Origin of the sequence: Pseudomonas sp. O39, from assembly GCF_045447295.1 — a bacterium.
Classification (GTDB): Bacteria; Pseudomonadota; Gammaproteobacteria; order Pseudomonadales; family Pseudomonadaceae; genus Aquipseudomonas; species Aquipseudomonas antarctica_A.
In genome coordinates this window covers 266245-292576 of sequence record NZ_JBJGXV010000006.1, presented here as the reverse complement: position 1 = coordinate 292576, position 26332 = coordinate 266245, and the positions used below count along the sequence as shown (strand labels likewise).

General features: G+C 59.5%; 32 protein-coding genes and 1 tRNA gene. 14 read left to right on the top strand and 19 right to left on the bottom strand.

Annotated features, from left to right (window positions below; genetic code table 11):
• Positions 1 to 32 precede the first annotated feature (32 nt).
• The 9 genes from ACI77D_RS12120 to sctU are packed head-to-tail and all read left to right on the top strand — an operon-like array spanning position 33 to position 6999.
• The gene (locus ACI77D_RS12120; RefSeq protein ID WP_407016641.1) at positions 33 to 932 is read left to right on the top strand and encodes an FHA domain-containing protein; all 900 of its coding nucleotides are present in this window, start codon (positions 33 to 35) and stop codon (positions 930 to 932) included.
• Positions 929 to 2287 (top strand): FliI/YscN family ATPase, encoded by a 1359-nt coding sequence (locus ACI77D_RS12115; protein ID WP_407016622.1) that lies wholly within the window; start codon positions 929 to 931, stop codon positions 2285 to 2287. The genes ACI77D_RS12120 and ACI77D_RS12115 overlap by 4 nt, the downstream gene beginning before the upstream one ends.
• On the top strand, positions 2274 to 2717 hold the full coding sequence (sctO, locus tag ACI77D_RS12110) for a type III secretion system stalk subunit SctO (RefSeq protein WP_259763087.1): 444 nt from the start codon (positions 2274 to 2276) through the stop codon (positions 2715 to 2717). The genes ACI77D_RS12115 and sctO overlap by 14 nt, the downstream gene beginning before the upstream one ends.
• Positions 2714 to 3172, top strand: coding sequence for a type III secretion system HrpP C-terminal domain-containing protein (locus tag ACI77D_RS12105; RefSeq protein ID WP_221293865.1), 459 nt, complete (start codon positions 2714 to 2716; stop codon positions 3170 to 3172). Before sctO ends, ACI77D_RS12105 begins: the two co-directional genes overlap by 4 nt.
• On the top strand, positions 3169 to 4185 hold the full coding sequence (locus tag ACI77D_RS12100) for a FliM/FliN family flagellar motor switch protein (RefSeq protein ID WP_407016621.1): 1017 nt from the start codon (positions 3169 to 3171) through the stop codon (positions 4183 to 4185). Before ACI77D_RS12105 ends, ACI77D_RS12100 begins: the two co-directional genes overlap by 4 nt.
• Positions 4182 to 4835 (top strand): type III secretion system export apparatus subunit SctR, encoded by a 654-nt coding sequence (sctR, locus tag ACI77D_RS12095; RefSeq protein ID WP_407016620.1) that lies wholly within the window; start codon positions 4182 to 4184, stop codon positions 4833 to 4835. Before ACI77D_RS12100 ends, sctR begins: the two co-directional genes overlap by 4 nt.
• A gap of 7 nt (positions 4836 to 4842) precedes the next feature.
• Complete coding sequence (gene sctS / locus ACI77D_RS12090; protein WP_053254244.1) at positions 4843 to 5106, top strand: type III secretion system export apparatus subunit SctS; 264 nt, start codon at positions 4843 to 4845, stop codon at positions 5104 to 5106.
• 10 nt (positions 5107 to 5116) lie between these two features.
• Positions 5117 to 5905: a type III secretion system export apparatus subunit SctT gene (sctT, locus tag ACI77D_RS12085; protein ID WP_064450590.1), complete on the top strand. Its 789-nt coding sequence runs from the start codon at positions 5117 to 5119 to the stop codon at positions 5903 to 5905.
• On the top strand, positions 5902 to 6999 hold the full coding sequence (gene sctU / locus ACI77D_RS12080; RefSeq protein WP_064450591.1) for a type III secretion system export apparatus subunit SctU: 1098 nt from the start codon (positions 5902 to 5904) through the stop codon (positions 6997 to 6999). Before sctT ends, sctU begins: the two co-directional genes overlap by 4 nt.
• Here sctU and ACI77D_RS12075 read toward each other — a convergent pair whose 3' ends face one another.
• The 19 genes from ACI77D_RS12075 to ACI77D_RS11985 form a co-directional block, all read right to left on the bottom strand.
• Positions 7000 to 7371 (bottom strand): transcriptional regulator, encoded by a 372-nt coding sequence (locus ACI77D_RS12075; protein WP_407016619.1) that lies wholly within the window; start codon positions 7369 to 7371, stop codon positions 7000 to 7002.
• Positions 7368 to 7571, bottom strand: coding sequence for an HrpT family type III secretion system protein (gene hrpT, locus ACI77D_RS12070; protein WP_064450593.1), 204 nt, complete (start codon positions 7569 to 7571; stop codon positions 7368 to 7370). The genes ACI77D_RS12075 and hrpT overlap by 4 nt, the downstream gene beginning before the upstream one ends.
• Positions 7568 to 9709 carry a type III secretion system outer membrane ring subunit SctC gene (gene sctC, locus ACI77D_RS12065; protein ID WP_407016617.1) on the bottom strand — a complete coding sequence of 714 codons (2142 nt, stop codon included), beginning with the start codon at positions 9707 to 9709 and terminating at the stop codon, positions 7568 to 7570. The genes hrpT and sctC overlap by 4 nt, the downstream gene beginning before the upstream one ends.
• 14 nt (positions 9710 to 9723) lie before the next feature.
• Positions 9724 to 10122, bottom strand: coding sequence for a hypothetical protein (locus tag ACI77D_RS12060; protein WP_064450595.1), 399 nt, complete (start codon positions 10120 to 10122; stop codon positions 9724 to 9726).
• 1 nt (position 10123) lies between these two features.
• Positions 10124 to 10339: a hypothetical protein gene (locus ACI77D_RS12055; protein WP_407016616.1), complete on the bottom strand. Its 216-nt coding sequence runs from the start codon at positions 10337 to 10339 to the stop codon at positions 10124 to 10126.
• 96 nt (positions 10340 to 10435) lie between these two features.
• A complete protein-coding gene (gene sctL, locus ACI77D_RS12050) occupies positions 10436 to 11035 on the bottom strand; it encodes a type III secretion system stator protein SctL (RefSeq protein ID WP_262666976.1) in 600 nt (199 codons plus the stop codon).
• 15 nt (positions 11036 to 11050) lie between these two features.
• The gene (locus tag ACI77D_RS12045) at positions 11051 to 11590 is read right to left on the bottom strand and encodes a type III secretion protein (RefSeq protein ID WP_407016615.1); all 540 of its coding nucleotides are present in this window, start codon (positions 11588 to 11590) and stop codon (positions 11051 to 11053) included.
• Positions 11583 to 12365 carry a type III secretion system inner membrane ring lipoprotein SctJ gene (sctJ, locus tag ACI77D_RS12040; protein WP_262666978.1) on the bottom strand — a complete coding sequence of 261 codons (783 nt, stop codon included), beginning with the start codon at positions 12363 to 12365 and terminating at the stop codon, positions 11583 to 11585. Before sctJ ends, ACI77D_RS12045 begins: the two co-directional genes overlap by 8 nt.
• Positions 12366 to 12371: 6 nt before the next feature.
• Positions 12372 to 12737, bottom strand: coding sequence for a hypothetical protein (locus ACI77D_RS12035; protein WP_262666980.1), 366 nt, complete (start codon positions 12735 to 12737; stop codon positions 12372 to 12374).
• Between the two features lie 62 nt (positions 12738 to 12799).
• Positions 12800 to 12979, bottom strand: coding sequence for a hypothetical protein (locus ACI77D_RS12030; RefSeq protein WP_064450600.1), 180 nt, complete (start codon positions 12977 to 12979; stop codon positions 12800 to 12802).
• 182 nt (positions 12980 to 13161) lie between these two features.
• Positions 13162 to 14085: a sigma 54-interacting transcriptional regulator gene (locus ACI77D_RS12025; protein ID WP_407016614.1), complete on the bottom strand. Its 924-nt coding sequence runs from the start codon at positions 14083 to 14085 to the stop codon at positions 13162 to 13164.
• 340 nt (positions 14086 to 14425) lie between these two features.
• A complete protein-coding gene (ychF, locus tag ACI77D_RS12020; RefSeq protein WP_064450602.1) occupies positions 14426 to 15526 on the bottom strand; it encodes a redox-regulated ATPase YchF in 1101 nt (366 codons plus the stop codon).
• Between the two features lie 21 nt (positions 15527 to 15547).
• Positions 15548 to 16132 (bottom strand): aminoacyl-tRNA hydrolase, encoded by a 585-nt coding sequence (gene pth / locus ACI77D_RS12015; RefSeq protein ID WP_053254257.1) that lies wholly within the window; start codon positions 16130 to 16132, stop codon positions 15548 to 15550.
• 167 nt (positions 16133 to 16299) lie between these two features.
• Positions 16300 to 16899, bottom strand: a complete 600-nt coding sequence (locus ACI77D_RS12010; RefSeq protein WP_064450603.1) for a 50S ribosomal protein L25/general stress protein Ctc — start codon at positions 16897 to 16899, stop codon at positions 16300 to 16302.
• A gap of 138 nt (positions 16900 to 17037) precedes the next feature.
• A complete protein-coding gene (locus ACI77D_RS12005; RefSeq protein WP_003208392.1) occupies positions 17038 to 17979 on the bottom strand; it encodes a ribose-phosphate pyrophosphokinase in 942 nt (313 codons plus the stop codon).
• Between the two features lie 46 nt (positions 17980 to 18025).
• Positions 18026 to 18100 (bottom strand) — tRNA-Gln (locus tag ACI77D_RS12000).
• Positions 18101 to 18136: 36 nt separating this feature from the next.
• Positions 18137 to 18940, bottom strand: coding sequence for a 4-(cytidine 5'-diphospho)-2-C-methyl-D-erythritol kinase (ispE, locus tag ACI77D_RS11995; RefSeq protein ID WP_237140909.1), 804 nt, complete (start codon positions 18938 to 18940; stop codon positions 18137 to 18139).
• A gap of 49 nt (positions 18941 to 18989) precedes the next feature.
• A complete protein-coding gene (gene lolB, locus ACI77D_RS11990; protein WP_064450605.1) occupies positions 18990 to 19607 on the bottom strand; it encodes a lipoprotein insertase outer membrane protein LolB in 618 nt (205 codons plus the stop codon).
• A 4-nt stretch (positions 19608 to 19611) separates the two neighbouring features.
• Positions 19612 to 21336 carry a tetratricopeptide repeat protein gene (locus tag ACI77D_RS11985; protein WP_064450606.1) on the bottom strand — a complete coding sequence of 575 codons (1725 nt, stop codon included), beginning with the start codon at positions 21334 to 21336 and terminating at the stop codon, positions 19612 to 19614.
• Positions 21337 to 21518: 182 nt separating this feature from the next.
• Here ACI77D_RS11985 and hemA point away from each other — a divergent pair, with 182 nt between their 5' ends.
• Genes hemA through murI form a run of 5 tightly spaced genes read left to right on the top strand, consistent with a single transcriptional unit; the run spans position 21519 to position 26254 of the window.
• Entirely contained in the window at positions 21519 to 22808 is a 1290-nt protein-coding gene (gene hemA, locus ACI77D_RS11980) for a glutamyl-tRNA reductase (RefSeq protein WP_064450607.1), read from the top strand.
• Positions 22805 to 23887: a peptide chain release factor 1 gene (gene prfA, locus ACI77D_RS11975; protein ID WP_053131841.1), complete on the top strand. Its 1083-nt coding sequence runs from the start codon at positions 22805 to 22807 to the stop codon at positions 23885 to 23887. The genes hemA and prfA overlap by 4 nt, the downstream gene beginning before the upstream one ends.
• Positions 23888 to 24718 (top strand): peptide chain release factor N(5)-glutamine methyltransferase, encoded by an 831-nt coding sequence (prmC, locus tag ACI77D_RS11970; RefSeq protein ID WP_221293887.1) that lies wholly within the window; start codon positions 23888 to 23890, stop codon positions 24716 to 24718.
• A complete protein-coding gene (locus ACI77D_RS11965; protein ID WP_259763074.1) occupies positions 24712 to 25467 on the top strand; it encodes a molybdopterin-synthase adenylyltransferase MoeB in 756 nt (251 codons plus the stop codon). The genes prmC and ACI77D_RS11965 overlap by 7 nt, the downstream gene beginning before the upstream one ends.
• Positions 25460 to 26254: a glutamate racemase gene (gene murI, locus ACI77D_RS11960; RefSeq protein WP_407016613.1), complete on the top strand. Its 795-nt coding sequence runs from the start codon at positions 25460 to 25462 to the stop codon at positions 26252 to 26254. The genes ACI77D_RS11965 and murI overlap by 8 nt, the downstream gene beginning before the upstream one ends.
• The last annotated feature ends 78 nt before the right edge of the window (positions 26255 to 26332 follow it).

Sequence of the window (26332 nt, the reverse complement as noted above, 5' to 3'; positions counted from 1 at the left end):
TTATTGCTGCCGGTGCCGGGAAGGGCACGATGATGTTCGAGCTGCGTGTATTGGATGGTTTGCATCAGGGCGCCGCGCTGCCCTTGTTCGGTGAACAATGGAGTATCGGTGCGCATGCCGACGCCGACCTGTTGCTCAACGACGCCGGGATTGCCGAGCATCACGCACGGTTGCGGTACATCGGTTCGTGCTGGTCGGTCCAGGCAGAGGCGGGGCTGCTTCAGGGGCCCGATGGCCTGATCCTGGCGCAGATCGCCAATCTGGCGCTCGGTACCCCTTTTTCGGTTGGCGCCATTCGTCTGTGCGTCACCCCGGCCGACCATCCCTGGCCCCAGGCGCCTGCCGCCCAGCCCGCGCCCTTGGCGCCCGATCCAGAGGCACCGTTGACCCTGACGTTGTCTTCCCTCTCACCGTCGCGGCAGAAGCACTTGATCAGCCTGGTGCTGGTGTTTGCCGTCATCTTCGTGGCGGTCGGTATCGCCTCCACCGGAGACCGCGACGCGCAGGCGTCATTGATGCCGGCGCTGGAGCACAAGCGTGAGCTGGCCTCGCCTTTCGAGGTGCGTCAGCAACTGCTGAAAATGCTCGGCGAGCGCGAATTGGGCCCGAAGGTCAGCTTGCTGGTGATCAATGGCCAGATTGTGTTGGACGGCGAAGTCCCCCAGGACGACGTGGAATTGGTGGCACGCATGCTCGGCCGGTTTGGCGAGCAGTTTGATACCGCCGTGCCGGTGTTGAGTCGTGTGCGGGTCAGCGACGGGACGCTGCCTTTCAAAATTCTTCAAATCGTCGGCGGGCCGAACGGCCACGTGGTCCTGGAGCAAGGCGATCGCCTCTTTGTGGGCGACGAAGTGGACGGTTTGCGCTTGGTACTTATCGATAACAACAAGGTGGTTTTCGATGGGCCACAACGTTATGAGGTGCGCTGGTGAACGATAACCTGCAAGAGCGTCTGGAAGCCTGGCAGCAGCGTCAGTCCCAGGCATTGACGCGCTTTGCGCCCGTCATCCAGCGTGGCCGCATCCAACGCGTCAACGGCATGCTGTTGCAATGCCGGTTGCCCGAGGCGCGCATCGGGGATTTGTGCCGGGTGGAGAAGTCACCGGGTGACGACATGCTCGCCGAAATCATCGGTTTTGATCAGCAGGATGCGGTGCTCAGTGCCCTGGGCAATCTCGAAGGCGTGCGGGTGGGTGCCGGCGTGGAGCGTCTGGGCGTGCCGCACCGAGTACGCGTCGGTGATGACTTGCTGGGCCAGGTGCTGGATGGTTTTGGCCGACCGATTGCGGGCGACGGGCCCAGTGCGTTTGTCGAAATCGCCAGCGGTGACGCAAGCCCGGTGTTGTGCGAGGCCCCTTTACCCACGGAGCGCCCACGCATCAACCGGGCGTTGGCCACCGGCGTGCGCTCGATCGATGGGCTGTTGACCTTGGGCGAGGGCCAGCGCGTCGGTTTGTTTGCGGGCGCGGGGTGCGGCAAGACGACCTTGTTGGCCGAAATCGCGCGCAACGTTGATTGCGATGTGATTGTGTTCGGTTTGATCGGCGAACGGGGCCGCGAGCTGCGCGAGTTTCTCGATCATGAGTTGGACGACGCGCTACGGGCCAAGGCGGTGCTGGTCTGCGCCACGTCCGACCGTTCCAGCATGGAGCGCGCCCGGGCCGCCTTTACGGCGACGGCGCTGGCCGAAAGTTTTCGGCGCAAGGGCAAGCGGGTGCTGCTGTTGATTGACTCCTTGACGCGTTTTGCCAGGGCCCAGCGCGAAATCGGTTTGGCCGCGGGCGAGCCGTTGGGCCGTGGCGGTTTGCCCCCGTCGGTCTACAGCCTGCTGCCGCGTCTGGTCGAGCGCGCCGGGCTGACCCGTGACGGCGTGATCACGGCGATCTACACGGTGCTGATCGAGCAGGATTCGATGAGCGATCCGGTGGCGGACGAAGTTCGTTCGCTGCTGGACGGGCATATCGTGCTGTCACGCAAGCTGGCTGAGCGCGGCCATTATCCGGCGGTCGATGTGCTGGCCAGCCTTTCACGAATACTCAGCAACGTCGCAGAGCCTGGGCATATTCAGGCCGGTACGGCGTTGCGGCGCCTGCTGTCGGCTTATCAACAGATCGAACTGATGCTCAAGTTGGGTGAATACCAGCCAGGCAGCGATGCACTGACCGATATGGCGGTGGACAGCCGCCAGGCAGTCGATGGTTTTTTGCGTCAGGACTTGCGTGAGCCCACGCCGGTCGCGATGACCCTTGAGCAACTGACGGAGCTGACCGCGTATGTCCCATTCTGAGTCGCCTCCTGCGGACCCGATACTTGGCGAAATAGAGACCCTGCGACGCTTGCGCAGGCACCGTGCAGACCGTGCCGAACGCGCGCTGCGTGAGGCCAAAAGAACCCAGCAGGCCTTGTTGGCGAACATCCGCGAGGCAAAGGACACCCTTGAACAAACCCGGCTGGATGAGGCCGAGCAAAGTGCGCAAATGCTCAGCGAACACCAAGGGCAAGTGTTGACCTTTCAGGCGCTCAAAGCCTGGAGTGCCCAGGAGCAGACATTGTCCGCCAGCACCCGGCGCGAGGAAGGCCAATTGCATGAGCTGCAAGGCCAGCGGGAGCAGCAGGAAATTGAAATCGGCAGTGCCCAGAAGCAGGTCACCTTAAGCCTGCGCCAAGTCGAAAAACTTCAGGAATTGTCCATTTTGCTGGCTCAGGAGCCGACATGACCAAGGTGTCTACCAGCCCGCCAAAACGCCCGCGCCCGCGAGCACCCCGCAACGACCTCGCACAGGGCAATGCGCTCGCGGTGCCGTGGGAACACGTTCGCCTGTTTACCCAGCTGTTTGACGATGGTGGTGACAGGCGCGGTGGCGGCGCTTCTCTGGCCGGGCACAAGGCCTCCACCCAGGTGGCCATGATCGAAGCGTTGACCGAGCAATTGGCGCCGCGTGTGCTGGGCGCCTCGCAGTGGCCGCTGGTGGCGGTCCTGTACTTGCCGCGCCTGGGGCGGATCAACGCGACTGTGCGCCGTGAGACGGGCGCGTGGAGCATTGAACTGGCGGCGGAGGAAGCGTCCACCGCGCACTGGCTTGGCGGCGTACGGCAACGCTTTCAGGAAGGTCTTGAACAGAGCGTGGGCGTGCCGGTGAGCTTGAGCCTGGCCAGTGTGGGCCCGGCATGATGGCGTCGTTGCTGAACCTGCCTACGGTCAGGGCTGACGCGGTGGCTGCACGGCGTCGGATAGGGCATGGCTTGCGTATGCCGTTTCAGGTTGCCGAGCAGAGCGGTGAGCTGCTGCTTGAGCCCGGGCCTGCCCCGGTGGGCATCCAGCCGTTGTGCTTCGAGACAGCCTGCGGGGTGCTGGCGTTCGGAGAGCCCGGGCCGTTGTTCAGCCTGATGGGCGAGTGCCCGGTGACGCTGGCGCAGTCGGGCAACGATCCGGACTCCTGGTTTTGGGAGCTGTTCCAGCACCACCTCAGCACTCAGGTGCGCGGGTTGTTGGGTTACCTGCGCTTGCGGGTGACTGAGCACCCTTCGGACTTCGGTTGCAGCCTCACTGTGACCTTGGGCACGTCCAGGGTCGTGGGTTATCTGTGGCTGGCCCCCGAGAGTTTTCTCGCCTTGTGCGAAGCGGGGCCCTGGCAGCCTGTCGCCCGGCCGCTACCCGCGTTGTTTCAAGTGACGGTTGCCGTGCCACTGGGTCGCCTGCAGTTGCCCATTACGCAAGTGAGCAGCCTGCGCGCGGGCGACGTGTTGTTGCTTGAGCAGAGTTTTTTTCAAGCGCAGGGCGACGGCTATGTGCAGGTCGGCAGGCAACGCCTGCATGGGCGTATTGATGATGAGTCCGGGCCGCTGTGCCTGACCCTAACTTCTATTGAGGACATGTTTGTGGATGAGGATTTTGCAGCGCAGCAGCACTACCTTGGGCAGGAGGACGATACGCCGGTAGCGGATGTATTCGGCAACGAGCCGTTCGATGAATTGAGCATGGCCCTCAACGTGCGCTGCGGGACGCTGAACCTGACCCTCGGCGAGTTGCGCAATCTTGCTCCCGGCGCGGTGTTGGGGCTCGGCGGGTATGCGCCGGGCATGGCCGGGCTCTATTACGGCGACCGGCCTATCGGCCAGGGGCAGTTGGTCGAAGTGGACGGGCGGCTCGGTCTGCAATTAACGCGAGTGATGGTTTCCCGATGAGCTTTCAGGGGGTAGACCCTCTCGTTCTCGCGCTGTTTCTTGCGGCATTGTCGTTGATGCCGATGTTGTTGATCGTGTGCACGGCGTTCTTGAAGATCGTGATTGTGCTGATGATTACGCGCAATGCCATCGGTGTGCAGCAAGTGCCGCCGAGCATGGCTATCAACGGCATCGCGTTGGCCGCGACGCTTTTTATCATGGCACCGGTGGGGTACGAGATCGCCGAGGCCGTCAAGGTCACGCCGTTGAACCTGACCAACGTGCAGACGCTCCAGCAGACCGGGCTTGAAGCAATTAAGCCGTTGCGGGCATTCATGCTGCGCAACGTTGACCCGGATGTGCTGACGCACTTGCTGGAAAACACCGCGCGCATGTGGCCGGCGCAGATGGCGCAGGAAGTCCTGCGCGAGGACCTGATCCTGCTGGTGCCGGCATTTGTGCTGTCGCAGTTGCAGGCGGGGTTCGAGTTCGGGTTTTTAATCTATATCCCCTTCATCGTGATCGACCTGATTGTCTCCAACCTGCTCCTGGCATTGGGCATGCAAATGGTCTCGCCCATGACCATTTCCCTGCCGCTCAAGTTGCTGTTGTTTGTGCTCGTCTCCGGATGGTCGCGGTTGCTCGACAGCCTTTTCCTTTCTTACCTCTGAGCCCTCTATGGAACCGATCGTGCTGTTCAAGCAGGGCATGCTGCTGGTGGTCGTGTTGTCGGCTCCGCCGCTGATCGTGGCGGTGGTCGTTGGTGTACTGACCTCGCTGGTGCAGGCCCTGATGCAGATTCAGGACCAGACGTTGCCGTTTGGTATCAAACTGGTGGCGGTGGGTATCACGCTGGCTGTGACGGGCCGTTGGATTGGCGTGGAATTGATCCAGTTGATCAACCTGACTTTCGACATGATCGCCCGCTCGGCGCTGAACTGAGGCATTGCCTGTGTTGCTATACCTTGAGTTCCTGCCCAGCCTGCTGATTGGCATGGCGCGTATTTACCCCTGCGCGTTCCTGGTGGCGGCGTTTTGTTTTCAGCACATACGCGGTATGCCCAGGCACACGATCGTGATGGTCATGGCGCTGCTCCCCGCACCCGGCATCCACGCAGCGTTGGCGGGTAGCGACTACTCGGCGCTGATGCTCACCGGGTTAGTGCTCAAGGAGGCCATGCTGGGTTTTTTGCTGGGCGTGTTGCTGTCGATGCCGTTCTGGATGTTTGAGGCAGTAGGGGCGCTGTTGGATAACCAGCGGGGTGCCTTGGCCGGTGGCCAGTTGAATCCCTCGCTCGGCCCGGACGCCACGCCCATCGGCCACCTGTTCAAGGAGCTGGCGATTTTTCTTTTGATGGCCACCCTGGGCCTGGGGGCGCTGACCCAGGTGATTTGGGACAGCTACCAGATCTGGCCGCCGACCGCCTGGTTTCCGGTGGTGGGGCCTAATGGGTTCGGTACTTTTATCGCGCTGCTGGGCGATACCTTCACGCACATGATGCTCTACGCGGCGCCTTTTATCGCGGTGTTGCTGTTGCTTGAATTCGGCATCGCTTTGCTTGGGCTTTACAGCCCCCAGCTGCAAGTGAGTACGCTGGCCCCACCGGTCAAATGCCTGGCGGGCATTGGTATTTTGATCCTGTACTTTGCGTTGCTGCAGGACTTGATCGTCGGGCGCATGGTGCTGCTGGGCGACCTCAAACACTCTCTGGGCTTGATGTTCAAGGTACCGACGCCATGAGCGATTCGGGCGAGAAAAAGCACCCGGCCAGTGCCAAAAAGCTGCGCGACCAACGCAAGAAAGGCCAGGTCGCCCAAAGCCAGGATGTCGGCAAATTGCTGGTGTTGACCGCCATCAGTGAAATCGCGTTATTCACGGCCGAAACCAGTCTGCAGCGCTTTCAGCAACTGATGGTGTTGCCCCTGTCACGAATCGGCCAGCCTTTTGTTCACGCCCTGGAGGAAGTGCTGTTGGACGCCCTGGTGGTGTTCTTCTCGTTCGCCCTGTTGATGGTCGGGGTGGCGATTGCAGTGAAGTTGATCAGCAGTTGGATGCAGTTCGGGCTGCTGTTTGCACCGGAAACCTTGAAGCTGGATTTCAATCGCCTCAACCCGCTCAAACAAGCCAAGCAAATGGTCTCCAAGCAGTCGCTGATGAATGTGTTGATGGGCATCGTCAAGGCGGTGCTGCTGGGCCTGATTCTGTACGTGGTGATCGGCCCGTCATTGAACGCATTGATCAACCTCGCCAACAGCGACCTGCAAAGTTACATCCTGGCGCTTATCACCCTGTTTCGCCATTTGCTGCATGCGTGCCTGGGCCTGTTGTTGGTGCTGGCGCTGATTGACCTGACATTGCAGAAGTATTTCTTTGCTCAGCGCATGCGCATGACTCAGGTTGAGGTGGTCAAGGAGTACAAGGACATGGAGGGCGACCCCCACGTCAAGGGCCAACGGCGCCAGCTCGCACAGCAACTGGCTCAGGAGGAGCCGAAGGTCAAGCTGCCCAAGCTCGAAGAGGCTGACATGCTGGTGATCAACCCCACGCACTTTGCCGTTGCCTTGTACTACCGGCCCGGTAAAACCCCACTGCCGCTGTTGGTGGACAAGGGCACCGATGCCGAGGCGCGACAATTGATCGCCCGCGCCAAGGCCGCCGATGTGCCGGTCATCCAATGTGTGTGGTTGGCGCGTACGCTGTATGAGAAAAAGCTGGGGGCGAGCATTCCTCGCGATACGTTACAGGCCGTGGCACTTATCTACCGGACCCTGCGCGAGCTGGATGATGACGCCAAGCGTGAAACCCTGGAGTTGCCGGAGCTTGAACAGCGCTGATCAGCGAGCCATGCCGCCGTCCAAGGCTTCAAGGTTGGCCAGCGAGAGCATCCGGCTGAGCGTTGGCTCAAGTGCCGTGCGTTGCGCAGGCAGGGCATGCCAGATCACCAGGGCACGTTTGCCATCGAGATAAGCGAAGCAGCCCTCGAACGCGATGGCCTGTTCGAAGCGGCGTTCCAGGACGCGTTGCAACTGCCCGGCCTGTAACGCCTCGCCGGCTATTTGCAGGCTCAGCCCCTTGCGTGCGCCGACCTGCAGGGTGCACAGCTTGATTCCCGGGCAGAGCTGCAGGAGAGCGGCATCGCCGCTCTCCAGGCTGTCCAGGAACGCTTGGCGGTTCAAGTCATTGCCAGGTAGCCCCATTGCACTCATCGTTCCAGTGACACTGTCTGATAATCCGCGCGTTCGCCTGACGGGCCAGGGGCCACACGCATCTGCGGCGGCCACCAGACCACCAGCGTGTCAGCACTCGATTGCGGGCGTGTGCAGGAATCGCCTTTGCAGGTGGGCGTACAGCCGGCGACGAGCAGTGCCACACCGATCAGGGTGGCGTACAAGAGTCCGTGTTTCATGGCGTAGTCTTCTGGGTTGGGGTGAGGAGGGAAGGGCGGGTCACGCCAATGTGTTCATCCTTCACGACGGGACGCATGGCGATGAATACTTCGGCTTCCTCACCCGGTTTGAGCCAGGCGCGCGGCCAGACACTGACCGCCAGGGTCTGCGAGTTGCTGCATTCATTTTCATCGATACGCACATTGCGTTTGATCTGGTTGCGCAGCACCACCACCGCCACGTTGAATTGTGGGCCGGCGTACCATTGGCTGCGTTCAGTGTTGAGTGCCAACACATCGCGAGTGGTGCACAAGGTGTTCAAACCCAGGGGCATCGGCCCTGCCTTGAAGCCATCAGGCACTTGCCCGCTGACGAGACGCGCCAGGGTACCGGTGATCTCGCTGCGCTTGATCTCTGGCTGGTGGGGAGAAAGGCGGCGGGCCAAGGGTTTGAGGGCGGCTTGCAATTCAGCCTGGTCCTCTTGGGGCAAGTAGCGTGAAGGGTCGGCCTGATCGCCGATGACCCGTGGGGTCAGGATGAACAGGCGTTCGCGACGATTATTCAGGCGCTCAGTCGAGGAGAACAACGCCTTGCCCAGCAATGGGATATCTCCCAGCAGTGGCACCTTGCTGCGCTTGTCTGTGTTGTTCGTGACGTGGAACCCACCGACCACCAACGAGCGTTTTTCCGCCATCACCGCTTGGGTGCTGACCTTGCCTCGGCGTACATCGAGGTCTTTGATCGAGGGGTTGGACTCATCGAAATTGCCGTCTTCAATATCCACCACCAAGTGAATCTGATGGCTGCCGCGGCTGGTGATGACCCGGGGTACTACCTGAAAACTGGTACCGACGGTGACCGGCAAAATGGTTGCGTTCTCTGTACCCGCCTCCAGGAATCGCGTGCGGTTGAAGTCGATGACCGCCGGCTGGTTTTCCAGGGTGAGTACCGAGGGGTTGGAGACCAGGGTTGCCAGGCCTCGGACCTCCAAGGCGCGTACGGCGGCGATGAAACTGTCACGGTTGGCAATGGCCAACTGTGAGGTGGTGCCGGGCGCTACGCTGGCGCCGCCACGGAAACGGCTGTTTTGAAAGCCCCAGGTGACCCCGAATTCGTTCAGTTGCGTGCGCTCGATATCAAGGATGATTGCGTCGATCTCCACCAGTTTGCGCGCGACGTCGAGTTGGGTGATCAACTCGCGGTACATCGCCTGGCGCTCCGGCAGGTCGTAAATCAGTACCGCGTTGTTACGCACGTCGGCCTCGACACGGATGCGACTGGTTGCCCGTGAGGCGCGCGGGGTGAGCGATGCGCCGGTCGCCAACTCCCCGCTGTTCGCTGACGTGCCGAGCATTTGCTCCAATAGCGGGTTACTCAGCCGGGGGACGTTCGGCGTCACCATGGCGTTTTGCGACTGGGCGCCGGGGGGCTGGCTCGCGCTTGAGAGTGCGGAGGGCGTGCGCGGTTCCAGCAACCCGCGCAGCATGGTGGCGATGCCCGGGATGGTCAGTTTTTCACCGCGATAATCCACCACGCGGTCGGTCGCGTTGGCGAACTTCAGCGGATAACTCAGTACGCTCTGTTTTTCATCCGGTGTGCGGCGCTGGCTGCTGAATTGTTTGATCTGCTCGATATAGCGCTTGGGGCCCGAGACCAGCACCACGCCGTCTTCTGGCAGCTCGCCCCAGCCGAAGCGGCTATCGAGCAGGCCGATATCGGTCAGTGCTTGCTTGAGATCGGAGAGGGTCTCGGAGGAGACTTCCAGTCGCGCCGACTCTTGCTGGTCCAGTGTGCTGATGTACAGGGTGTTGTTGTACATGTACCACTGGAAGCGGTGCTCAACGCCCAGCCTGTCGAGCAATGACTGGGGAGTGTTGGCGCGTATCTTGCCATTGACGAGGTCTTCCAGCAGGCCTTCGACCTGTAGCTGAATGCCAAAGGTTTGCGCGAAATCTTCCAGCACTTCCCGTAGGGGCTTGTGCTGCGCCTCATAGGCGTAGGCCGTGTTTTTCCATTCGGGCGGAATGGCGGCCAGGGTGCTTTCCAACGGCGCCAGCAACCAGGGCAGCAGCATCAGGCTGCGCCAGTGACTACTTTTGGTCGCGCACGCAGACGAGTCGGCGCACAAACCAATGCGTTTGTGGGGCTTGTTGTACATGGAGGGTTCTCTGATTAATGCGCCAGCGAGCGTAGCGACAAAGAGGGGCGCGGGAGTGCCGGCCGAAGTTGGCGCGCGATCATCGCGCGCCAGGCGTCACGTTGGTTGAGCAGGTTTTCGACGCCGCTCAAGACGTGCTTGTCATCCAGATCATCCGGTAGGGGCAGGCACTGGACCAGCCACAGCGCGCCACTGTCCGGCGCTTGCGCCAGGGCGCCCTGGAAGTGGTTCAGGCTGGGTTCACCTGGCCGCATCCAGGTTTCCAGTTGCGCGTTATCGGGCCTGTGCAGCGTCAGTTGGACACCTAATCGCAGTGTGCCCGACAGGCGTTGCAGGGTAATTGCGTGGCCGTCTTCAAACAGGGTGAGTGAGTCTTCACGACCCCGCGCCCAGTGGATGATCAGGGCGTTCAACTTACTGCACGCCGTCGAGCGCAGTTTTGAGCAGCATGTGTTTGGCACGGATCTGTTCGTGAAAAGCCCACTTGGCGTTACGTTGCTGCAGGCCCAGTTCGAAAAGGTCGACATCGGCTTCGTCTATGTCCGGATCCACCATCGCCGTTTCCGCCCGATTTTTTTCAAGGTCGCTTCGTCGCGACAGTTGGCTCTTCAGGTTTGCGTAGAATTCCATAAACATTTACTCGTGATGTGTATGAACTATGTGGCGTGCAGATCGCCACCAGTTCCATGCGGATTAACGTTTTTTAACCCTAAGGATTGCCACGTTTCACCCAGGACGCTCACTTGAAAATGCGGCTTCGGTGACCAGCAATATCTTGCGCATCGAGGCCCAATCGATACGAAAGTCGCCTTCGTCTGTTTCCAGTACCAGTGTCTGCGGCCTAACCCGGTCATCCGCGCGAAGTACCCAGTGGGTGATGTCCAGCATGGCGAGCGATTGCTTCAGACTCTCCACTTCCTGCGGGTGACACAGGAGGGTTGCGGTGACGTTAGGAAGCTGTGTGGCCATCAATCGTTTGATCAGGGCGCTGAGGCGTTGCGCGGGAGGAATGTCGTCCAGCAGGCAACACAGCGCCTGGTCGGCGATCGACGTGGCGTATCGCTCCAGGTTGTCGCACAGGGTCTGGCGTTGGTGTTCCCACTCTTCGAGCTGGGCGTTGGCCCGTTGCCAGAACGCCTGGTGCGCTTGCTCAAGCAGGGCGTCGCGCTGTTCTGCTGCCTGGCTCAACACCTCATCTGCCTGGGCTTTGGCACGCTCCAGCATTTGGCTGGCTTGAGCGCTTTCCCTGAGCATTTCCTGGGTAATCAAGACAGGTGCCTGGCCGGCAGAGCTGTCGTATAAGTCAATTTTGCGTCGGCATAGCATCGTGGGGCAGCTCTTTCAGTTTAGGAAGTCTTCGTCGCGCGTGGTCGTCACCCGCCAGACGATGGCTTGCCAGAGCGTGTCGAGCCGGCTGTGTGCGTCTTCGAGTGAGTGAGATGTTGCTTCCATTTGCTGCACCCGTGGGCGTGAAAAACGTAAGCGAAGCCGTTGCCAGATGGCAGGCGGGACCCAGGCACGCAGGAGCTGCAGTGGATCGTCGTCAGGCTGCAACAACGCTTCAGGGCTTAACGCTTTGGAGAGACGCAGGCACCACAGGTGATGGATGTCGCTTACCGTTCCGTCGAGAGGGCGATGACAGGTGTTGCCCAGCAGAGCCAGCATCTGGTTGAGTTGTTCGGTTGAGGCGAGGGCCAGCCGAAGTACGGTGGTGTGAGGCGGCGGCGGCAGGCAGGGCTCGATGCCCAGGAGCTTGCTGATCCGCGTGTGCTGGGCACGACAAAGTGCGTCCACGCTTTTCTGGTCAAGTACACGCCAATCTGCGTGCGAGGCCTCCCAGGGAAGGGCCCACCATTGGGCCCAGGCCCGTTGTTCACTCATCGGGCAACGTTGCCCCATTGGGTGTCGCTTGCGCGCGCTTTCGGTTACGCCAGAACAGTCCGCCGGCCACCGCCAGCACGCTACCGACCACTAAAAACGCTACGCAGGCGCGCCAGAACGCGACGTCGCTTTCCGGGAGAAGGAAAGGCCCGAAATAGCCCAGTCGTTGTTGCTCCGTATAGGCTGTGGACGGCACAAAAACCACTGTCAGTTTTTGTGAGTTATCCACCGCAGTCGACATGCCGGGGATGCTGCTGGCGACCATACGGCGTACACGGGCGCGAATATTGTCGGGCTCAAGCCTTGGATCATGCTTGATAAACACCGATGCGGAGGCGGGCTGTACCGGTTCCCCTGGCGCGACACGTTCGGGCAGCACGACGTGAACGCGTGCGACGATAACGCCGTCGATGTTCGACAGGGTGGCTTCGAGCTCCTGGGACAAGGCATAGATGTAACGAGCGCGTTCCTCCAGAGGGGTGGAAATGACGCCCTCCTTGCGAAAGGTTTGCCCCATCGTGACACGTGCAACCTTGGGCAGCCCGGCGGCTTCCAGCGTACGAACCGCTCGGCTGATGTCCGAGGCGCTGACACGAACAGTCACCCCCTCTTTGGCCGGGATTTTTTGTGCGCGTATGTGTTTGTCCGCCAGTTCCGCAATGACCTCATTGGCTTCCTGTTCGGACAGTTGACGGTGCAATTCAACACTTTCACCGCAGCCGCTCAGCATGAGTACCAGCGATAACATGAGGCCCGGGGTCAGGAGACGGATCATTTTTACCTACTGCAGGTTGCTGATTTTTTCGAGGAATTGGGCGGTTTTACCGACGCTCTTGGTCAGCACCTGGGTAAGCAGCATAGTGTCTGAAAGGTTGCCGGCATAGTTGGCGCTGTCCTTTTCCTTGTTACCGGTACTGTAGGCACGCAGACCCTTGCTCAAGCCGGTGGTCGACTTGATCAGTTGATTGGATGCGTCGATCAGTAGGTTCGAGGACGGGGAGGCTGATGAAGCGGTGACGGGGCGTGCCGAACCTTCCAGCTGTGAGCTGAAAAAACTCACGTCTTCCCGGGGGAGTGTCGACTCTTGAGTGTGGGAGGGGTTCAGGGCGCCGTTGTTACCCGACATGAGGTTACGTTCTACACGCATAAAGGGCCTTCACGAGTGATGGAAGAAGCCTCTCCTGCCGACAGGCAGGAGAGGTTAGCGAGTTATCGCACTGCTTCAGCGTTCTTTTTGGCCTCGTTCGTTTCGTAAACCTTGTTGCTTCGCTCGAAGGATTTACGTTGCATTTGGTCGCGCTGCTCTTCCAAGTCCTCGTTCTTCCCGTTACCGCCGATAAGCGAGCCGCTGAGAGACTGGAGAAGTGAGGAAATACTGCTGATATCCATGTTGATGACTCCGTTGTTGGTGTATGAGAGATTAATGTTCAGCCAAGCTTTTCTCTGCGCAGAATGCAGACACTGAGAACTCTTGGCACTTTAACTGTGTAGCCCCTACCAACAAAAGCGTTTCAAATATTTCATCTGTGGATATTTAAAATTGTATTTCTTTGCTGTGGCAGCGACTGACATCAATTCAGTGATATATCCAATTGTTTCATCCTGTAGTAGAGCGTGCGTTTGGCGATGCGCAGTTCAACCGCCACCTCCTCTACGTTATGCGCATGACGGCGCAGCGACTCTTCAATCAGTATTTTCTCTATTTGTTGTAAGCGGTCTTTCAAGTTCAGTGGTGTGTCCTGGGCTTCCACCGCCGGCACTGTGAGCGGTGGCAGCCCCAGTACAAAGCGTTTGGCCGTAGAGCGCAGTTCGCGCACGTTGCCCAGCCAGGTGTGACATAGCAGTTGTTGAAGCAATTCATTGGAGGCGAGAGGGGCGGCGTAGTTGAAGTTATCGGCCTCCTGTCGAACCATGTCGAGGAACAAGGGCACAATCCGCTCGTGCCGTTCTCGCAGGGGGGAGAGCTTGATGTTGACGACATTCAGGCGGAAGTACAGGTCACGCCTGAATGTGCCTTGTTCGACCATCTCATGCAGTGACTGCTGGGCGGAGGCGATGACTCGCATGTTCACAGGGATGAAGCGGGTTGACCCCAGGCGCTCCACACCGCGGGCTTCCAGCACACGCAGCAGTTTGGCTTGCAGCGAGAGCGGCATGCTGTCGATTTCATCCAGGTACAGCGTGCCCAGGTGTGCGGTCTCGATAAAACCGGCCCGTGACTGCACTGCACCGGTATAGGCGCCGCTGTTGACACCGAAGAGCTGGCTCTCCGCGAGGCTTTCCGGGATGGCGGCGCAGTTGACGGCAACGAAGTTGCCGCGTCGGCCGGACAGGCGATGTATCCGTTGCGCCAAGGTATCTTTACCGGTACCGGTTTCCCCCAGTAACAAGATGTCAACATTGAGTGCGGCAGTCGTATTGAGTGTGCTTTCAATATCTACGTCCTCAATGAATGGGGCGTCTAGTTCACTTTCCTTTTGGTAGGCGGCCGACATTTTGCTATCACTTCACTATGAGTAGAGCGGTATTCAACGGGGGGCGCAGTAAACCGTAATTTATCCGGAGTGTCACTGTTCTTTAAGTAGGAAAACGTCTCGGGTTGTATTGAGGTTTTGAGGCGGACACTGCAAAAAGGTTAGTTCAAGTGTCGGAGTCGGAAAGTGCCAGGTTTATTCGTAGGATTAAACTTAAAGTTCGGTAGATTAGATGAGGTTTGTTTTGTTGGGTTAAAGACGTGAAGGCCTATATCACGTTACGGCGGTGCCAAACAGCAGCCACAAAAAAGCCGATGCAGTGCATCGGCTTTTTGTTTGCGACGAACGCCGCAGGTAACGCTTACACGTTGAAACGGAAGTGCATCACGTCGCCATCCTTGACGATGTATTCCTTGCCTTCCAGGCGCCATTTACCGGCTTCCTTGGTACCGGCTTCACCCTTGTACTGGATGAAGTCGTTGTAGGCGATGACTTCGGCGCGGATAAAGCCTTTTTCGAAGTCGGTGTGGATCACGCCAGCGGCCTGTGGTGCAGTGGCACCGACTTTGACGGTCCACGCGCGGACTTCTTCGACACCGGCAGTGAAGTAAGTCTGCAGGTGCAGCATTTCGTAGCCCGCACGGATTACACGGTTCAAGCCAGGTTCTTCCAGGCCGAGGGCCTCGAGGAACATGTCTTTCTCTTCGCCGTCATCCAGCTCGGCAATTTCTGCTTCGATCTTGTTGCACACCGGAACAACGATGGCGCCTTCTTCGTCGGCAATAGCCTTGACCACGTCGAGCAGCGGGTTGTTCTCGAAGCCGTCTTCAGCAACGTTGGCGATGTACATCACCGGCTTGGTGGTCAGCAGATGGAAGCCTTTGATCACCGCTTTTTCGTCGGCATTCATGCTCTTCATCAGGCTGCGCGCTGGTTTGCCCAAGGTGAAGTGAGCGATCAGTTGCTCCAGCAGGCCTTTCTGGACCACTGCGTCCTTGTCGCCGCCCTTGGCGTTACGCGCGACTTTCTGCAGTTGCTTTTCGCAGCTGTCGAGGTCGGCGAAGATCAGTTCCAGGTCGATGATCTCGATGTCGCGTTTCGGGTCGACACTGTTGGAGACGTGAATCACGTTCTCGTCTTCAAAGCAGCGGACCACGTGGGCGATGGCATCGGTTTCCCGGATGTTGGCCAGGAACTTGTTGCCCAGACCCTCACCTTTCGACGCGCCGGCCACCAGGCCCGCGATGTCGACGAATTCCATGGTGGTCGGCAGGATGCGCTTGGGATTGACGATGGCCGCCAGCGCTTGCAGGCGCGGGTCCGGCATGGCCACGATGCCGCTGTTGGGTTCGATGGTGCAGAAGGGGAAGTTCTCCGCCGCAATACCGGACTTGGTCAAGGCGTTGAACAGGGTGGATTTGCCGACGTTGGGCAGGCCGACGATGCCGCAATTGAATCCCATGGTGTTTCCCCTCGGTAAGAGTCAGGCCTTCTGGCTGTGCAGGTTTTTCATCGCACGGTTCCATTCACCGGCGAAGATATCCGGCAGCACGCCGAGGGCAAAGTCGATGCTGGCATCGAGTTTTTCCTGTTCGGCGCGTGGCGCACGACCCAGGACGAAATTTGAAACCATACTGGCAACGCCTGGGTGGCCAATGCCGAGCCGCAGACGGTAAAAATTATTCTGATTGCCCAACTGCGCAATGATGTCGCGCAGGCCATTGTGGCCGCCATGCCCGCCGCCCAACTTGAGTTTGGCAACGCCGGGTGGCAAGTCCAGTTCGTCATGGGCCACCAGGATTTCTTCGGGTTTTATCCGGAAGAAGCCCGCAAGCGCCGCGACAGCCTGGCCGCTGCGGTTCATGTAGGTGGTGGGAATCAGCAGACGAACATCCTGACCCTGGTGCGAGAAGCGCCCGGTCAGGCCAAAATATTTGCGATCAGCCGTAAGGCTCACACCTTGGGCGTGGGCGATACGCTCAACAAAAAGGGCCCCCGCGTTATGCCGGGTCTGTTCGTATTCGGCGCCTGGATTTCCCAGGCCAACGATCAGTTTAATGGCAGTCACGACAGGGGCCCTTCCTTTGGAGTTGTGGATAACATCGCCAGACCTAAGTGCGGCGAAAGTGGACGGCAGGAGCTAACTTATCCAGAGATAAACTTCGCGTTGTCGCCCGCTTTCTCGCTACGTTCCGGTCCGCGATGTTTCCTCAAGCTCCGGCAATACAGAGTGAATTACTCTGCAGCGCCTTCTTCAGCTTCTGGTGCAACGCGTGGAGCGTGAACGTTTGCAACAGCTTTGTCATCACCGTGAGCCAGTGCAACAAACTCAACGCCTTTAGGGGCTTTGAGGTCGGACAGGTGAACGATGTCGCCGATTTCCAGAGCCGACAGGTCGACTTCGATGAACTCAGGCAGGTCTTTCGGCAGGCAGGTCACTTCGATCTCGGCAACAACGTGCGAAACTTCGCCGCCTTTCTTGACCGGGGCTTCTTCACCAACGAAGTGTACAGGCACGATAGCGGTCAGTTTCTGACCGGCTACTACGCGTACGAAGTCAGCGTGCAGCACGTGGCCTTTAGCTGGGTGACGTTGCAGTGCCTTGATGATGACGTTCTGCTTCTTGCCACCAACGTTCAGCTCGATGATGTGGCTGTAGGCCGCATCGTTTTCGAGCAGTTTGGCAACTTCTTTAGCCAGCATGCTGATGGATTCAGGGGCTTTTTCGCCACCGTAAACTACAGCTGGAACCAGGCTTGCGAGACGACGCAGGCGGCGGCTCGCACCTTTCCCCAGGTCGGAACGCAGTTCAGCATTCAAAGTAAAATCGTTCATGTTGTATCTCCAAAATAACCACATTCGCCCCAGCGTTTGCGACCAGCGCTAAAGGCGATATGGGCAAAAAAGCCCCGCCCCAACAGAATGCTGGGGCGGGGCGCTTTTCGTCAGTGGATGTTTCGTAAGGGCTGACCCTTAACGGAACATCGCGCTGATCGATTCTTCGTTGCTGATGCGGCGAACCGCTTCGGCAACTACCGGTGCGATATCCAATTGACGGATACGCGAACAGGCTTGAGCTGCTGCGGACAACGGGATGGTGTTAGTCACCACCAGTTCGTCCAGCATGGAGTTCTCGATGTTCTCGATCGCTCGGCCCGACAGCACAGGGTGTGTGCAGTAGGCGAAGACTTTTGCAGCACCGTGCTCTTTCAAGGCTTTGGCCGCGTGGCACAGAGTGCCGGCGGTGTCGACCATGTCATCAACCAGAATACAGGTACGCCCTTCGACATCACCGATGATATGCATCACTTCGGAGTGATTAGCTTTTTCACGGCGTTTGTCGATGATCCCGAGATCCACGCCCAAGGATTTGGCAACAGCCCGTGCACGCACGACGCCACCAATGTCCGGGGACACGATCATCAGGTTTTCAAAGCGCTGATCTTCGATGTCATCCACCAATACTGGGGAGCCGTAGATGTTATCTACCGGAATATCGAAGAACCCCTGGATTTGGTCAGCGTGCAGGTCAACCGTGAGAACACGGTCGATGCCTACCACGGTCAGCATGTCAGCGACGACTTTCGCGCTGATAGCCACACGTGCGGAACGCGGACGGCGATCCTGACGGGCATAACCAAAGTAAGGGATTACAGCTGTGATTCGAGTCGCTGAGGAGCGGCGGAAGGCATCAGCCATCACGACGAGTTCCATCAGGTTATCGTTGGTCGGAGCGCAAGTCGGCTGAATAATGAAGACGTCTTTACCGCGGACATTTTCATTGATCTCGGCTGTAATTTCGCCGTCGGAGAACTTACCGACAGAGATGTCACCGAGAGGGATATGCAGCTGACGTACGACACGTCGAGCCAGATCGGGGTTAGCGTTCCCCGTAAAGACCATCATCTTGGACACGCGCAGTACCTAGAGGCTGAGGGTAACCTGGATGAGTATTAGAAAATGGCAGGGGCGGCTGGATTCGAACCAACGCATGGCAGGATCAAAACCTGCTGCCTTACCGCTTGGCGACGCCCCTGTATTTGTTGCAACGAGTACCCAGTACTCGGTTCCTTTAGAGCAGACTTTGCAGCTTGCGATGCAACATCGAAACGTTGCTTCCCTTTGCTACAAACCCTGTAAGGGTCTCTGTAAGAAGGGCCGAGACTTTATCAGCTTCAGCTTTGTTTGGGAAGCCCCCAAACACACAACTTCCAGTTCCGGTTAATTTTGCTTCGGTAAATTTACCTAACAAATTCAAAGCGTTACGTACATCTGGATAACGCCTTGCTACAACCGGTAAGCAGTCATTTCGACTGTTTCCCTTGGGAACGGGGCGCACTTTAATGGGAGGAGAGTTACGTGTCAACAGTGGATCTGAAAAAATTTCTGCTGTACTTACAGATACTTGCGGAACAAGCACGACATACCACGGCTCTTCGGGGTATTCCGGGGTGAGTTTCTCGCCCACGCCCTCGGCAAAAGCCGCGTGCCCATGCACGAAAACCGGGACGTCGGCGCCCAGTGTCAGGCCCAGCGTGGCCAGGCGATCGAGGCCCCAACCCAGTTGCCACAAGTGATTCAGGCCGAGCAGCGTGGTCGCGGCATTTGAGCTGCCGCCACCGATGCCACCGCCCATAGGCAAAATTTTATCGATCCAAATGTCGATGCCGAGCGGGCAGCCGGATTGCTCTTGGATTTTTTTCGCGGCTCTCACGATCAGATTGCTGTCGTGGGGCACGCCTTCAAATTCGGTATGCAGCTGGATCACGCCATCGTCGCGTACGGCGAAGGTCAGCTCATCGCCGTAGTCGAGAAATTGAAACAGCGTCTGCAACTCGTGGTAGCCGTCTTCACGGCGCCCCAGAATGTGCAGCATCAAATTGAGTTTGGCTGGGGAGGGCAGGGTCAATGTGGCGACGGTCACGTTATTGCCCCAGCTTGCGCGGTTGCCATTCCTTGATCACCAACGTGACGTCAAGGTCGGTGCCATGCAGTTTGATGCGTTCGGGCAGCCAGTAAGCGCCCTGTTGCACGTAGCTGAGGTACTCAACCTGCCAGCCATCCTGCTCCAGAGTGGCCAGGCGACTGTCGCCGTTGAGGCTAAGGCGGCTCTTGCTGTCCGGCGCGGGCAAGCCGCGCACCCACCAGACCAGGTGGGACACCGGCAATTTCCAGCCCATCTGTTCTTCCAGCAAGGCTTCCGGCGTCGTTGCTTCATAGCGACCCTGGTTCGCCACTTCAAGGCTCACTTGCCCAGGTCGACCGGTCAGGCGCGCCGCGCCACGGCCAAGTGGCCCTGACAGGCGAATGTCGTAATAGTCCTGGCGCTGCAGCCAGAACAACGTGCCGCTGCCGGAATCTTTCGGCGCGCGAACGCCGACCTTGCCGTCGATCTGCCAGCCGTCGATGCTGCTGAGCTGCTCTTTGTGCTGTTTCCATTGCGCCTGGTTGCCCTGGCCTTCAACGGATTCACGGCTGCCAATGCCCGCGCAACCGGCGAGCAAGGCGATCAAACTGAAAACAATGACGTGGCGCAAAAACATAAATTTAAAGGGTCTCAGATCCGGTCAGGCGCTTGATGGTGCCGCGCAGGATGGGGCTTTCGGGTTGTTCCTTGAGGAATTTTTCCCAGATTTGTCGCGCTTCGCGTTGTTTGCCATTGGCCCAGAGCACTTCGCCCAGGTGAGCGGCGACTTCCTGATCGGGGAAGCGCTCGAGTGCCTGGCGTAACAAACGCTCGGCCTCGTCCAGGTTGCCCAGTCGGTAATTGACCCAGCCCAGGCTGTCGAGCACGGCCGGGTCTTCCGGGTTGAGCTTGTGGGCGTGCTCGATCAGCGCCTTGGCTTCGGCGTATCGCGTAGTACGGTCAGACAGGGTGTAACCCAAAGCGTTCAGCGCCATGGCGTTGTCCGGATCGCGCTTGATGATCAGGCGCAGGTCTTTCTCCATTTGCGCCAGGTCATTGCGTTTTTCCGCCTGCATGGCACGGGTGTACAGCAGGTTCAAGTCGTCCGGGTATTGCAGCAACGCTTGTTGCAGCAACTTCCAGGCGCGTTCGCCCTGTTTGTTGGCTGACAGGGTTTCGGCCTGAATCAGGTACAACTGGATGGCGTAGTCAGGTTCGGCGTCGCGTGCTGCCGCCAGGCGTTTTTCCGCCTCGTCGGTGCGACCGTTGCTCATCAGAATGTCGGCCTGGCGCAGTTGGGCCGGCAGGTAGTCATTGCCAGGGCCGACCTGGGCGTATTCGAGCAGGGCCGCTTGTGGGTCGTTGCGCTCTTCAGCGATACGGCCGAGGTTAAGATGCGCGGAGTCCACATGGCTTTCGCGCTGGATCAACTCCTCAAGGTAGCCCTTGGCCTCGTCCCAGGCCTTGGCTTCCAGGCATACCAGTGCCAGCGAGTAGCGCAATTCATCGTCGTCCGGGTATTGCTGGACCAGGTTGGCGAACTGCACTTTGGCGTCCTCCATGCGGTCCTGCTCAACCAGCGTGCGCGCATATGTCAGGCGCAGGCGCTTGTCGTCCGGGTACTTTTTGATGCTTTTTTCCAGCAGTGGAATCGCTTCCTTGCCGCGATTGAGGTTCTGCAGCAGGCGTGCGCGCAGCAAAATCGGGGCGATCTCGCCGTCTTCGGGCGGGTTCTGCTCCAGCAGCTTCAGCGCGGCGTCGGCTTCGTCATCCTGTTGCAACAGCAGCGCCTTGCCGAAAATCAACTGGCTGTTCTTCGGATGTTTTTGCAGCAGGCGGTCGAAACTCTTCATCAGGCCATTGCGAGTGTCCTGGTCGGTGTCGGCAGCCGACAGCGCGAGGAAGTCGAAATGCGTGTCGCCCTTGCCCTGCAGGACTTTCTCCATATAGACCATGGAGTCGTCATAACGCCCGGCGCGCGCCAGTTGAACGGCGGCCGCGCGCTGCGCTTCCAGATCGTCCGGTGCGTTTTTCGCCCAGATCAGCGATGTGTCCAGCGCGGCCTGGTCAGCGCCCAGGTATTCGGCGATGCGAAATGCACGCTCCGAAATGCCTGGGTCCTGGGTATTGATGGCCTGGGTCACGTAGTTATCCAGGGCAATATCGAAACGATTGCGCTGGCCGGCGAGTTCCGCCGTCAGCAGGCTGTAGATCGTTTCTTCATTGAACGAGGAATAAACCTTGGGCTTTTCAGGGGCGGGGGTGCTGTCTTCCACCGGCGGCGTACCGTCCGGCGACACGGGGGCCAAGGCCTGGCAGCCGCTGAGGAAGACAAAAGCAAGGAGCAACGCGGAAGATCTATTCATATAGGAAGAGGACGACTAACCTGCGGTCGGATCATCATGACACAAGCCTTCGGCCAAACATAACCGAGTCTCAGTGGGTGCCTTTATAGACACAAGGCATTAGGACAATAGCCTACGGTGGTTGTTCTGAATCATTCGAAGTAGGACAATTGTCGGCTTCCCGACATCATCAGCGATATTGAATGGCCTTCCTTGCACTCGGTATTAACCACAAGACTGCTTCCGTAGACGTGCGCGAGCGCGTGGCGTTTACGCCCGAGCAGTTGGTTGAGGCCTTGCAGCAGCTCTGCCGGCTCACCGACAGCCGCGAAGCTGCGATCCTTTCGACCTGCAATCGCAGTGAGCTTTATATAGAGCAGGAACATCTTTCAGCGGATGTGGTGCTGCGCTGGCTGGCCGATTATCACCATTTGGATCTCGAGGACCTGCGCGCCAGCGCGTATGTGCACGAAGAGGATGCGGCAGTTCGTCACATGATGCGCGTTGCCTCAGGGCTCGACTCGCTGGTGTTGGGCGAGCCGCAGATCCTCGGCCAGATGAAATCCGCCTACGCCGTGGCCCGCGAGGCCGGAACCGTGGGCCCGCTGCTGGGCCGCCTGTTCCAGGCCACGTTCAATTCGGCCAAGCAAGTGCGCACCGACACCGCCATCGGTGAAAACCCGGTGTCCGTGGCGTTTGCTGCCGTCAGCCTGGCCAAACAGATTTTCAGCGACTTGCAGCGCAGCCAGGCCCTGCTGATCGGCGCCGGTGAAACCATCACTTTGGTCGCCCGCCACCTGCACGACCTGGGCGTGAAGCGTATTGTGGTCGCCAACCGCACCCTGGAGCGCGCGAGCATTCTCGCCGAACAGTTCGGTGCGCATGCCGTGCTGCTCTCGGAGATCCCGGCCGAACTGGTGCGCAGCGATATCGTCATCAGCTCCACCGCCAGCCAGTTGCCGATCCTTGGCAAAGGTGCGGTCGAGAGCGCATTGAAGCTGCGCAAGCACAAGCCGATTTTCATGGTGGATATTGCCGTTCCCCGGGATATCGAGCCAGAAGTCGGCGAGTTGGACGACGTTTACCTCTATAGCGTCGACGATTTGCACGAAGTGGTCGCCGAAAACCTCAAGAGTCGCCAGGGTGCTGCCCAGGCTGCGGAGGAAATGGTCAGTACCGGCGCCGAAGACTTCATGGTGCGCCTGCGTGAACTGGCGGCAGTGGACGTGCTCAAGGCTTATCGTCAGCAAGGTGAACGCCTGCGCGATGAGGAGTTGGTCAAGGCCCAGCGTTTGCTGGCCAACGGCAGCAGCGCCGAAGAGGTGTTGATGCAACTGGCCCGTGGCTTGACCAACAAGTTGCTCCACGCCCCCAGCGTTCAGTTGAAAAAGCTTACTGCCGAAGGCCGCCTCGATGCGCTGGCCATGGCCCAGGAACTCTTTGCCCTCGGTGAGGGCGCGTCAGATAGCTCTTCGGATAAAAAACCGCAATGAAAGCGTCACTGCTCAATAAACTGGACGTGCTCCAGGACCGTTTCGAAGAACTGACCGCCTTGCTCGGCGATGGCGAGGTCATCTCCGATCAGACCAAGTTCCGCGCCTATTCCAAGGAATACGCCGAAGTTGAGCCGATTGTGGCTACCTACAAAAATCTGACGAAGGTGCAGGCCGACCTCGAAGGCGCCCAGGCGCTGCTCAAGGACAGCGACCCGGACATGCGCGAAATGGCCGTGGAAGAAGTCCGTGAAGCCAAGGACAAACTGGCCGAGCTGGAAGGCGACCTGCAGCGCATGTTGCTGCCCAAAGACCCCAACGACGGGCGCAACGTGTTCCTCGAAATCCGCGCCGGCACCGGTGGCGACGAGGCGGCGATTTTCTCCGGCGACCTGTTCCGTATGTACTCGCGCTATGCCGAGCGCCGTGGCTGGCGCGTCGAGATTCTGTCCGAGAACGAAGGCGAACACGGCGGCTATAAAGAAGTGATCGCCCGGGTTGAAGGCGACAATGTCTACGGCAAGCTGAAATTCGAATCCGGCGCGCACCGCGTGCAGCGGGTTCCGGCGACCGAATCCCAGGGCCGTATCCACACCTCGGCGTGCACCGTGGCCGTGTTGCCCGAGCCGGACGAGCAGGAAGCCATCGAGATCAACCCGGCGGACTTGCGCGTCGACACGTACCGCTCTTCGGGCGCCGGTGGTCAGCACGTCAACAAGACCGACTCGGCGATCCGTATCACTCACTTGCCGTCGGGCATCGTGGTGGAGTGCCAGGAAGAACGTTCCCAGCACAAGAACCGTGCGCGGGCCATGTCCTGGCTGTCGGCCAAGCTCAACGACCAGCAGACCAGCGCCGCCGCCAACGCGATTGCCAGCGAGCGTAAGTTGCTGGTGGGTTCGGGCGACCGCTCCGAGCGCATCCGCACCTACAACTTTGCCCAGGGCCGGGTCACCGACCACCGGGTCAACCTCACCCTTTACTCCCTCGACGAGATTCTCGCCGGTGGCGTAGATGCGGTGATCGAGCCCTTGCTCGCCGAATACCAGGCCGATCAATTGGCGGCGATAGGTGAATAAATGACCATCATTGCCAGCCTTCTGCGCGCCGCCGACCTGCCTGACTCGCCCACCGCGCGCCTGGATGTGGAGTTGTTGCTGGCCGCTGCCCTGGGCAAGTCGCGCAGCTACCTGCACACCTGGCCGGAAAAGATCGTCAGCAGCGAAGATGCGCTGACCTTTGCCGACTACCTGCAACGTCGTCGTGGCGGTGAGCCAGTGGCGTATATCCTCGGCCAACAAGGCTTCTGGAAACTGGACCTGGAGGTTGCGCCTCATACGCTGATCCCGCGTCCGGAAACCGAGCTGCTGGTGGAAGCCGCGCTGGAACTGTTGCCTGCCAACCCTGCCAGGGTTCTCGACCTGGGCACCGGCAGCGGCGCCATCGCCCTGGCCCTGGCCAGTGAACGCCCGGCCTGGCAGGTCATGGCGGTAGACCGCGTGCTGGAAGCCGTGGCCCTGGCCGAGCGCAATCGCCAGCGCCTGCACCTGAAGAACGCCACGGTGTTGAACAGCCATTGGTTCAGCGCCCTGCAAGGCCAAACCTTCGATCTGATCATCAGCAACCCGCCGTACATTGCCGATAACGATCCCCATCTGGTGGCCGGTGACGTGCGTTTTGAGCCCGCCAGTGCCCTGGTGGCCGGCCATGACGGCCTGGACGATTTGCGGTTGATCATCGCCCAATCCCCGGCCCACCTGAACGCCGGTGGTTGGCTGTTGCTTGAGCATGGCTATGATCAAGCCGCTGCCGTGCGTGACTTGTTACTGGGCGAAGGCTTTGAAGACGTACACAGCCGTATCGACCTCGGCGGCCACGAACGCATCACCCTGGGGCGCCGCCTGTGCTGAGCGATCAGGAGCTGTTGCGCTATAGCCGACAGATTCTGTTGCAGCATGTCGACATCGAAGGCCAGTTGCGCCTGAAAAATGGCCGCGCGCTGATCGTCGGCCTTGGTGGGTTGGGCGCGCCAGTTGCGTTGTATCTGGCCGCCGCCGGTGTGGGCGAGTTGCACCTGGCCGACTTCGACAGCGTCGACCTGACCAACCTGCAACGCCAGATCATCCACGACACGGACAGCGTCGGGCAGACCAAGGTCGATTCGGCCATGCGTCGTCTCACGGCGATCAACCCGGACGTCAAACTGCTCGCCCATCGCACAGCGCTGGATGCCGATTCACTGGCGGCGGCGGTGGGGGGCGTCGATGTGGTGCTCGACTGCAGCGACAACTTCTCGACCCGCGAAGCCGTCAACGCCGCCTGCGTCGCTGCCGGCAAGCCATTGATCAGCGGCGCGGCGATTCGCCTGGAGGGGCAACTGTCGGTGTTTGATCCGCGCCGCGCCGAAAGCCCTTGCTACCACTGTTTGTATGGGCACGGCAGCGACACTGAACTGACGTGCAGCGAGGCCGGCGTCGTCGGCCCGTTGGTGGGCGTGGTCGGCAGCCTGCAAGCACTGGAAGCCTTGAAACTGCTGGCCGGTTTCGGTGAGCCGTTGGTGGGGCGGCTGTTGCTGATTGATGCCCTGACCACGCGTTTTCGCGAATTGCGCGTCAAACGCGACCCGGGTTGCAGCGTGTGTGGGACCCAACATGGTTAAGGATGCGCCAATTGGTGTGTTCGATTCCGGCGTCGGCGGCCTGTCGGTGCTGGATGAAATCCAGCAGTTGCTGCCCCATGAGTCGCTGCTGTACGTGGCTGACGGCGGGAATATCCCGTATGGCGAGAAGTCTCCGGCGTTCATTCTCGAGCGCTCCCGTACCGTCGCGAAGTTTTTCCGCGAGCAGGGTGCCAAAGCCTTTGTGATTGCCTGCAACACTGCGACCGTCGCCGCCGTGGCCGATTTGCGCCAGGACTATCCCGACTGGCCCCTGGTGGGCATGGAGCCGGCGGTCAAGCCGGCGGCTGCCGCCACCCGCAGTGGCGTGGTCGGTGTACTCGCCACCACCGGCACCCTGCAAAGCGCCAAATTTGCCGCCTTGCTCGACCGCTTTGCCACCGATGTGCGGGTCATTACCCAACCGTGCCCAGGGCTGGTGGAGTTGATTGAAACCGGTGACCTCAAGAGTGCCGCCCTGCGCCAGATGTTGCAGGGTTATGTCGAGCCGCTGCTCAGCGCCGGTTGCGACACCATCATTCTCGGCTGCACCCATTACCCCTTCCTCAAGTCGCTCCTGGCGCAGATGCTTCCCCCAAGCATCATCCTGATCGACACCGGCGCCGCCGTGGCGCGTCAGCTCAAGCGGCTGCTGGGTGAGCGCAACCTCCTGGCTGGCGCAAACCCTGAGCCTGCACAGTTCTGGACCAGCGGTGACGTCGATCACCTAAGAAATATCCTACCAACACTATGGAAATCTCCTGGAGTTGTGCGTAGTTTTGGTTCGTGAAAAATTCGTGAAACGTCGGCGTTAGAAGCTGAACTTCTGACACCACGCCAGCTTCTATAACGAGTTAGCTTGTACAAA

What these genes read in the sequence shown, in the direction of transcription:
- ACI77D_RS12120 (WP_407016641.1), top strand. Translation starts at nt 33, where the DNA reads ATGTTCGAGCTGCGTGTATTGGATGGTTTGCATCAGGGCGCCGCGCTG.
- sctO (WP_259763087.1), top strand. Translation starts at nt 2,274, where the DNA reads ATGTCCCATTCTGAGTCGCCTCCTGCGGACCCGATACTTGGCGAAATA.
- ACI77D_RS12105 (WP_221293865.1), top strand. Translation starts at nt 2,714, where the DNA reads ATGACCAAGGTGTCTACCAGCCCGCCAAAACGCCCGCGCCCGCGAGCA.
- ACI77D_RS12100 (WP_407016621.1), top strand. Translation starts at nt 3,169, where the DNA reads ATGATGGCGTCGTTGCTGAACCTGCCTACGGTCAGGGCTGACGCGGTG.
- sctR (WP_407016620.1), top strand. Translation starts at nt 4,182, where the DNA reads ATGAGCTTTCAGGGGGTAGACCCTCTCGTTCTCGCGCTGTTTCTTGCG.
- sctS (WP_053254244.1), top strand. Translation starts at nt 4,843, where the DNA reads ATGGAACCGATCGTGCTGTTCAAGCAGGGCATGCTGCTGGTGGTCGTG.
- sctU (WP_064450591.1), top strand. Translation starts at nt 5,902, where the DNA reads ATGAGCGATTCGGGCGAGAAAAAGCACCCGGCCAGTGCCAAAAAGCTG.
- ACI77D_RS12075 (WP_407016619.1), bottom strand. Translation starts at nt 7,371, where the DNA reads ATGAGTGCAATGGGGCTACCTGGCAATGACTTGAACCGCCAAGCGTTC.
- hrpT (WP_064450593.1), bottom strand. Translation starts at nt 7,571, where the DNA reads ATGAAACACGGACTCTTGTACGCCACCCTGATCGGTGTGGCACTGCTC.
- sctC (WP_407016617.1), bottom strand. Translation starts at nt 9,709, where the DNA reads ATGTACAACAAGCCCCACAAACGCATTGGTTTGTGCGCCGACTCGTCT.
- ACI77D_RS12055 (WP_407016616.1), bottom strand. Translation starts at nt 10,339, where the DNA reads ATGGAATTCTACGCAAACCTGAAGAGCCAACTGTCGCGACGAAGCGAC.
- sctL (WP_262666976.1), bottom strand. Translation starts at nt 11,035, where the DNA reads ATGCTATGCCGACGCAAAATTGACTTATACGACAGCTCTGCCGGCCAG.
- ACI77D_RS12045 (WP_407016615.1), bottom strand. Translation starts at nt 11,590, where the DNA reads ATGAGTGAACAACGGGCCTGGGCCCAATGGTGGGCCCTTCCCTGGGAG.
- sctJ (WP_262666978.1), bottom strand. Translation starts at nt 12,365, where the DNA reads ATGATCCGTCTCCTGACCCCGGGCCTCATGTTATCGCTGGTACTCATG.
- ACI77D_RS12035 (WP_262666980.1), bottom strand. Translation starts at nt 12,737, where the DNA reads ATGCGTGTAGAACGTAACCTCATGTCGGGTAACAACGGCGCCCTGAAC.
- ACI77D_RS12030 (WP_064450600.1), bottom strand. Translation starts at nt 12,979, where the DNA reads ATGGATATCAGCAGTATTTCCTCACTTCTCCAGTCTCTCAGCGGCTCG.
- ACI77D_RS12025 (WP_407016614.1), bottom strand. Translation starts at nt 14,085, where the DNA reads ATGTCGGCCGCCTACCAAAAGGAAAGTGAACTAGACGCCCCATTCATT.
- ychF (WP_064450602.1), bottom strand. Translation starts at nt 15,526, where the DNA reads ATGGGATTCAATTGCGGCATCGTCGGCCTGCCCAACGTCGGCAAATCC.
- ACI77D_RS12010 (WP_064450603.1), bottom strand. Translation starts at nt 16,899, where the DNA reads ATGAACGATTTTACTTTGAATGCTGAACTGCGTTCCGACCTGGGGAAA.
- ispE (WP_237140909.1), bottom strand. Translation starts at nt 18,940, where the DNA reads ATGCTGCACATTCTGGGGCGCCGTGAAGACGGCTACCACGAGTTGCAG.
- lolB (WP_064450605.1), bottom strand. Translation starts at nt 19,607, where the DNA reads ATGTTTTTGCGCCACGTCATTGTTTTCAGTTTGATCGCCTTGCTCGCC.
- ACI77D_RS11985 (WP_064450606.1), bottom strand. Translation starts at nt 21,336, where the DNA reads ATGAATAGATCTTCCGCGTTGCTCCTTGCTTTTGTCTTCCTCAGCGGC.
- hemA (WP_064450607.1), top strand. Translation starts at nt 21,519, where the DNA reads ATGGCCTTCCTTGCACTCGGTATTAACCACAAGACTGCTTCCGTAGAC.
- prfA (WP_053131841.1), top strand. Translation starts at nt 22,805, where the DNA reads ATGAAAGCGTCACTGCTCAATAAACTGGACGTGCTCCAGGACCGTTTC.
- prmC (WP_221293887.1), top strand. Translation starts at nt 23,888, where the DNA reads ATGACCATCATTGCCAGCCTTCTGCGCGCCGCCGACCTGCCTGACTCG.
- murI (WP_407016613.1), top strand. Translation starts at nt 25,460, where the DNA reads ATGGTTAAGGATGCGCCAATTGGTGTGTTCGATTCCGGCGTCGGCGGC.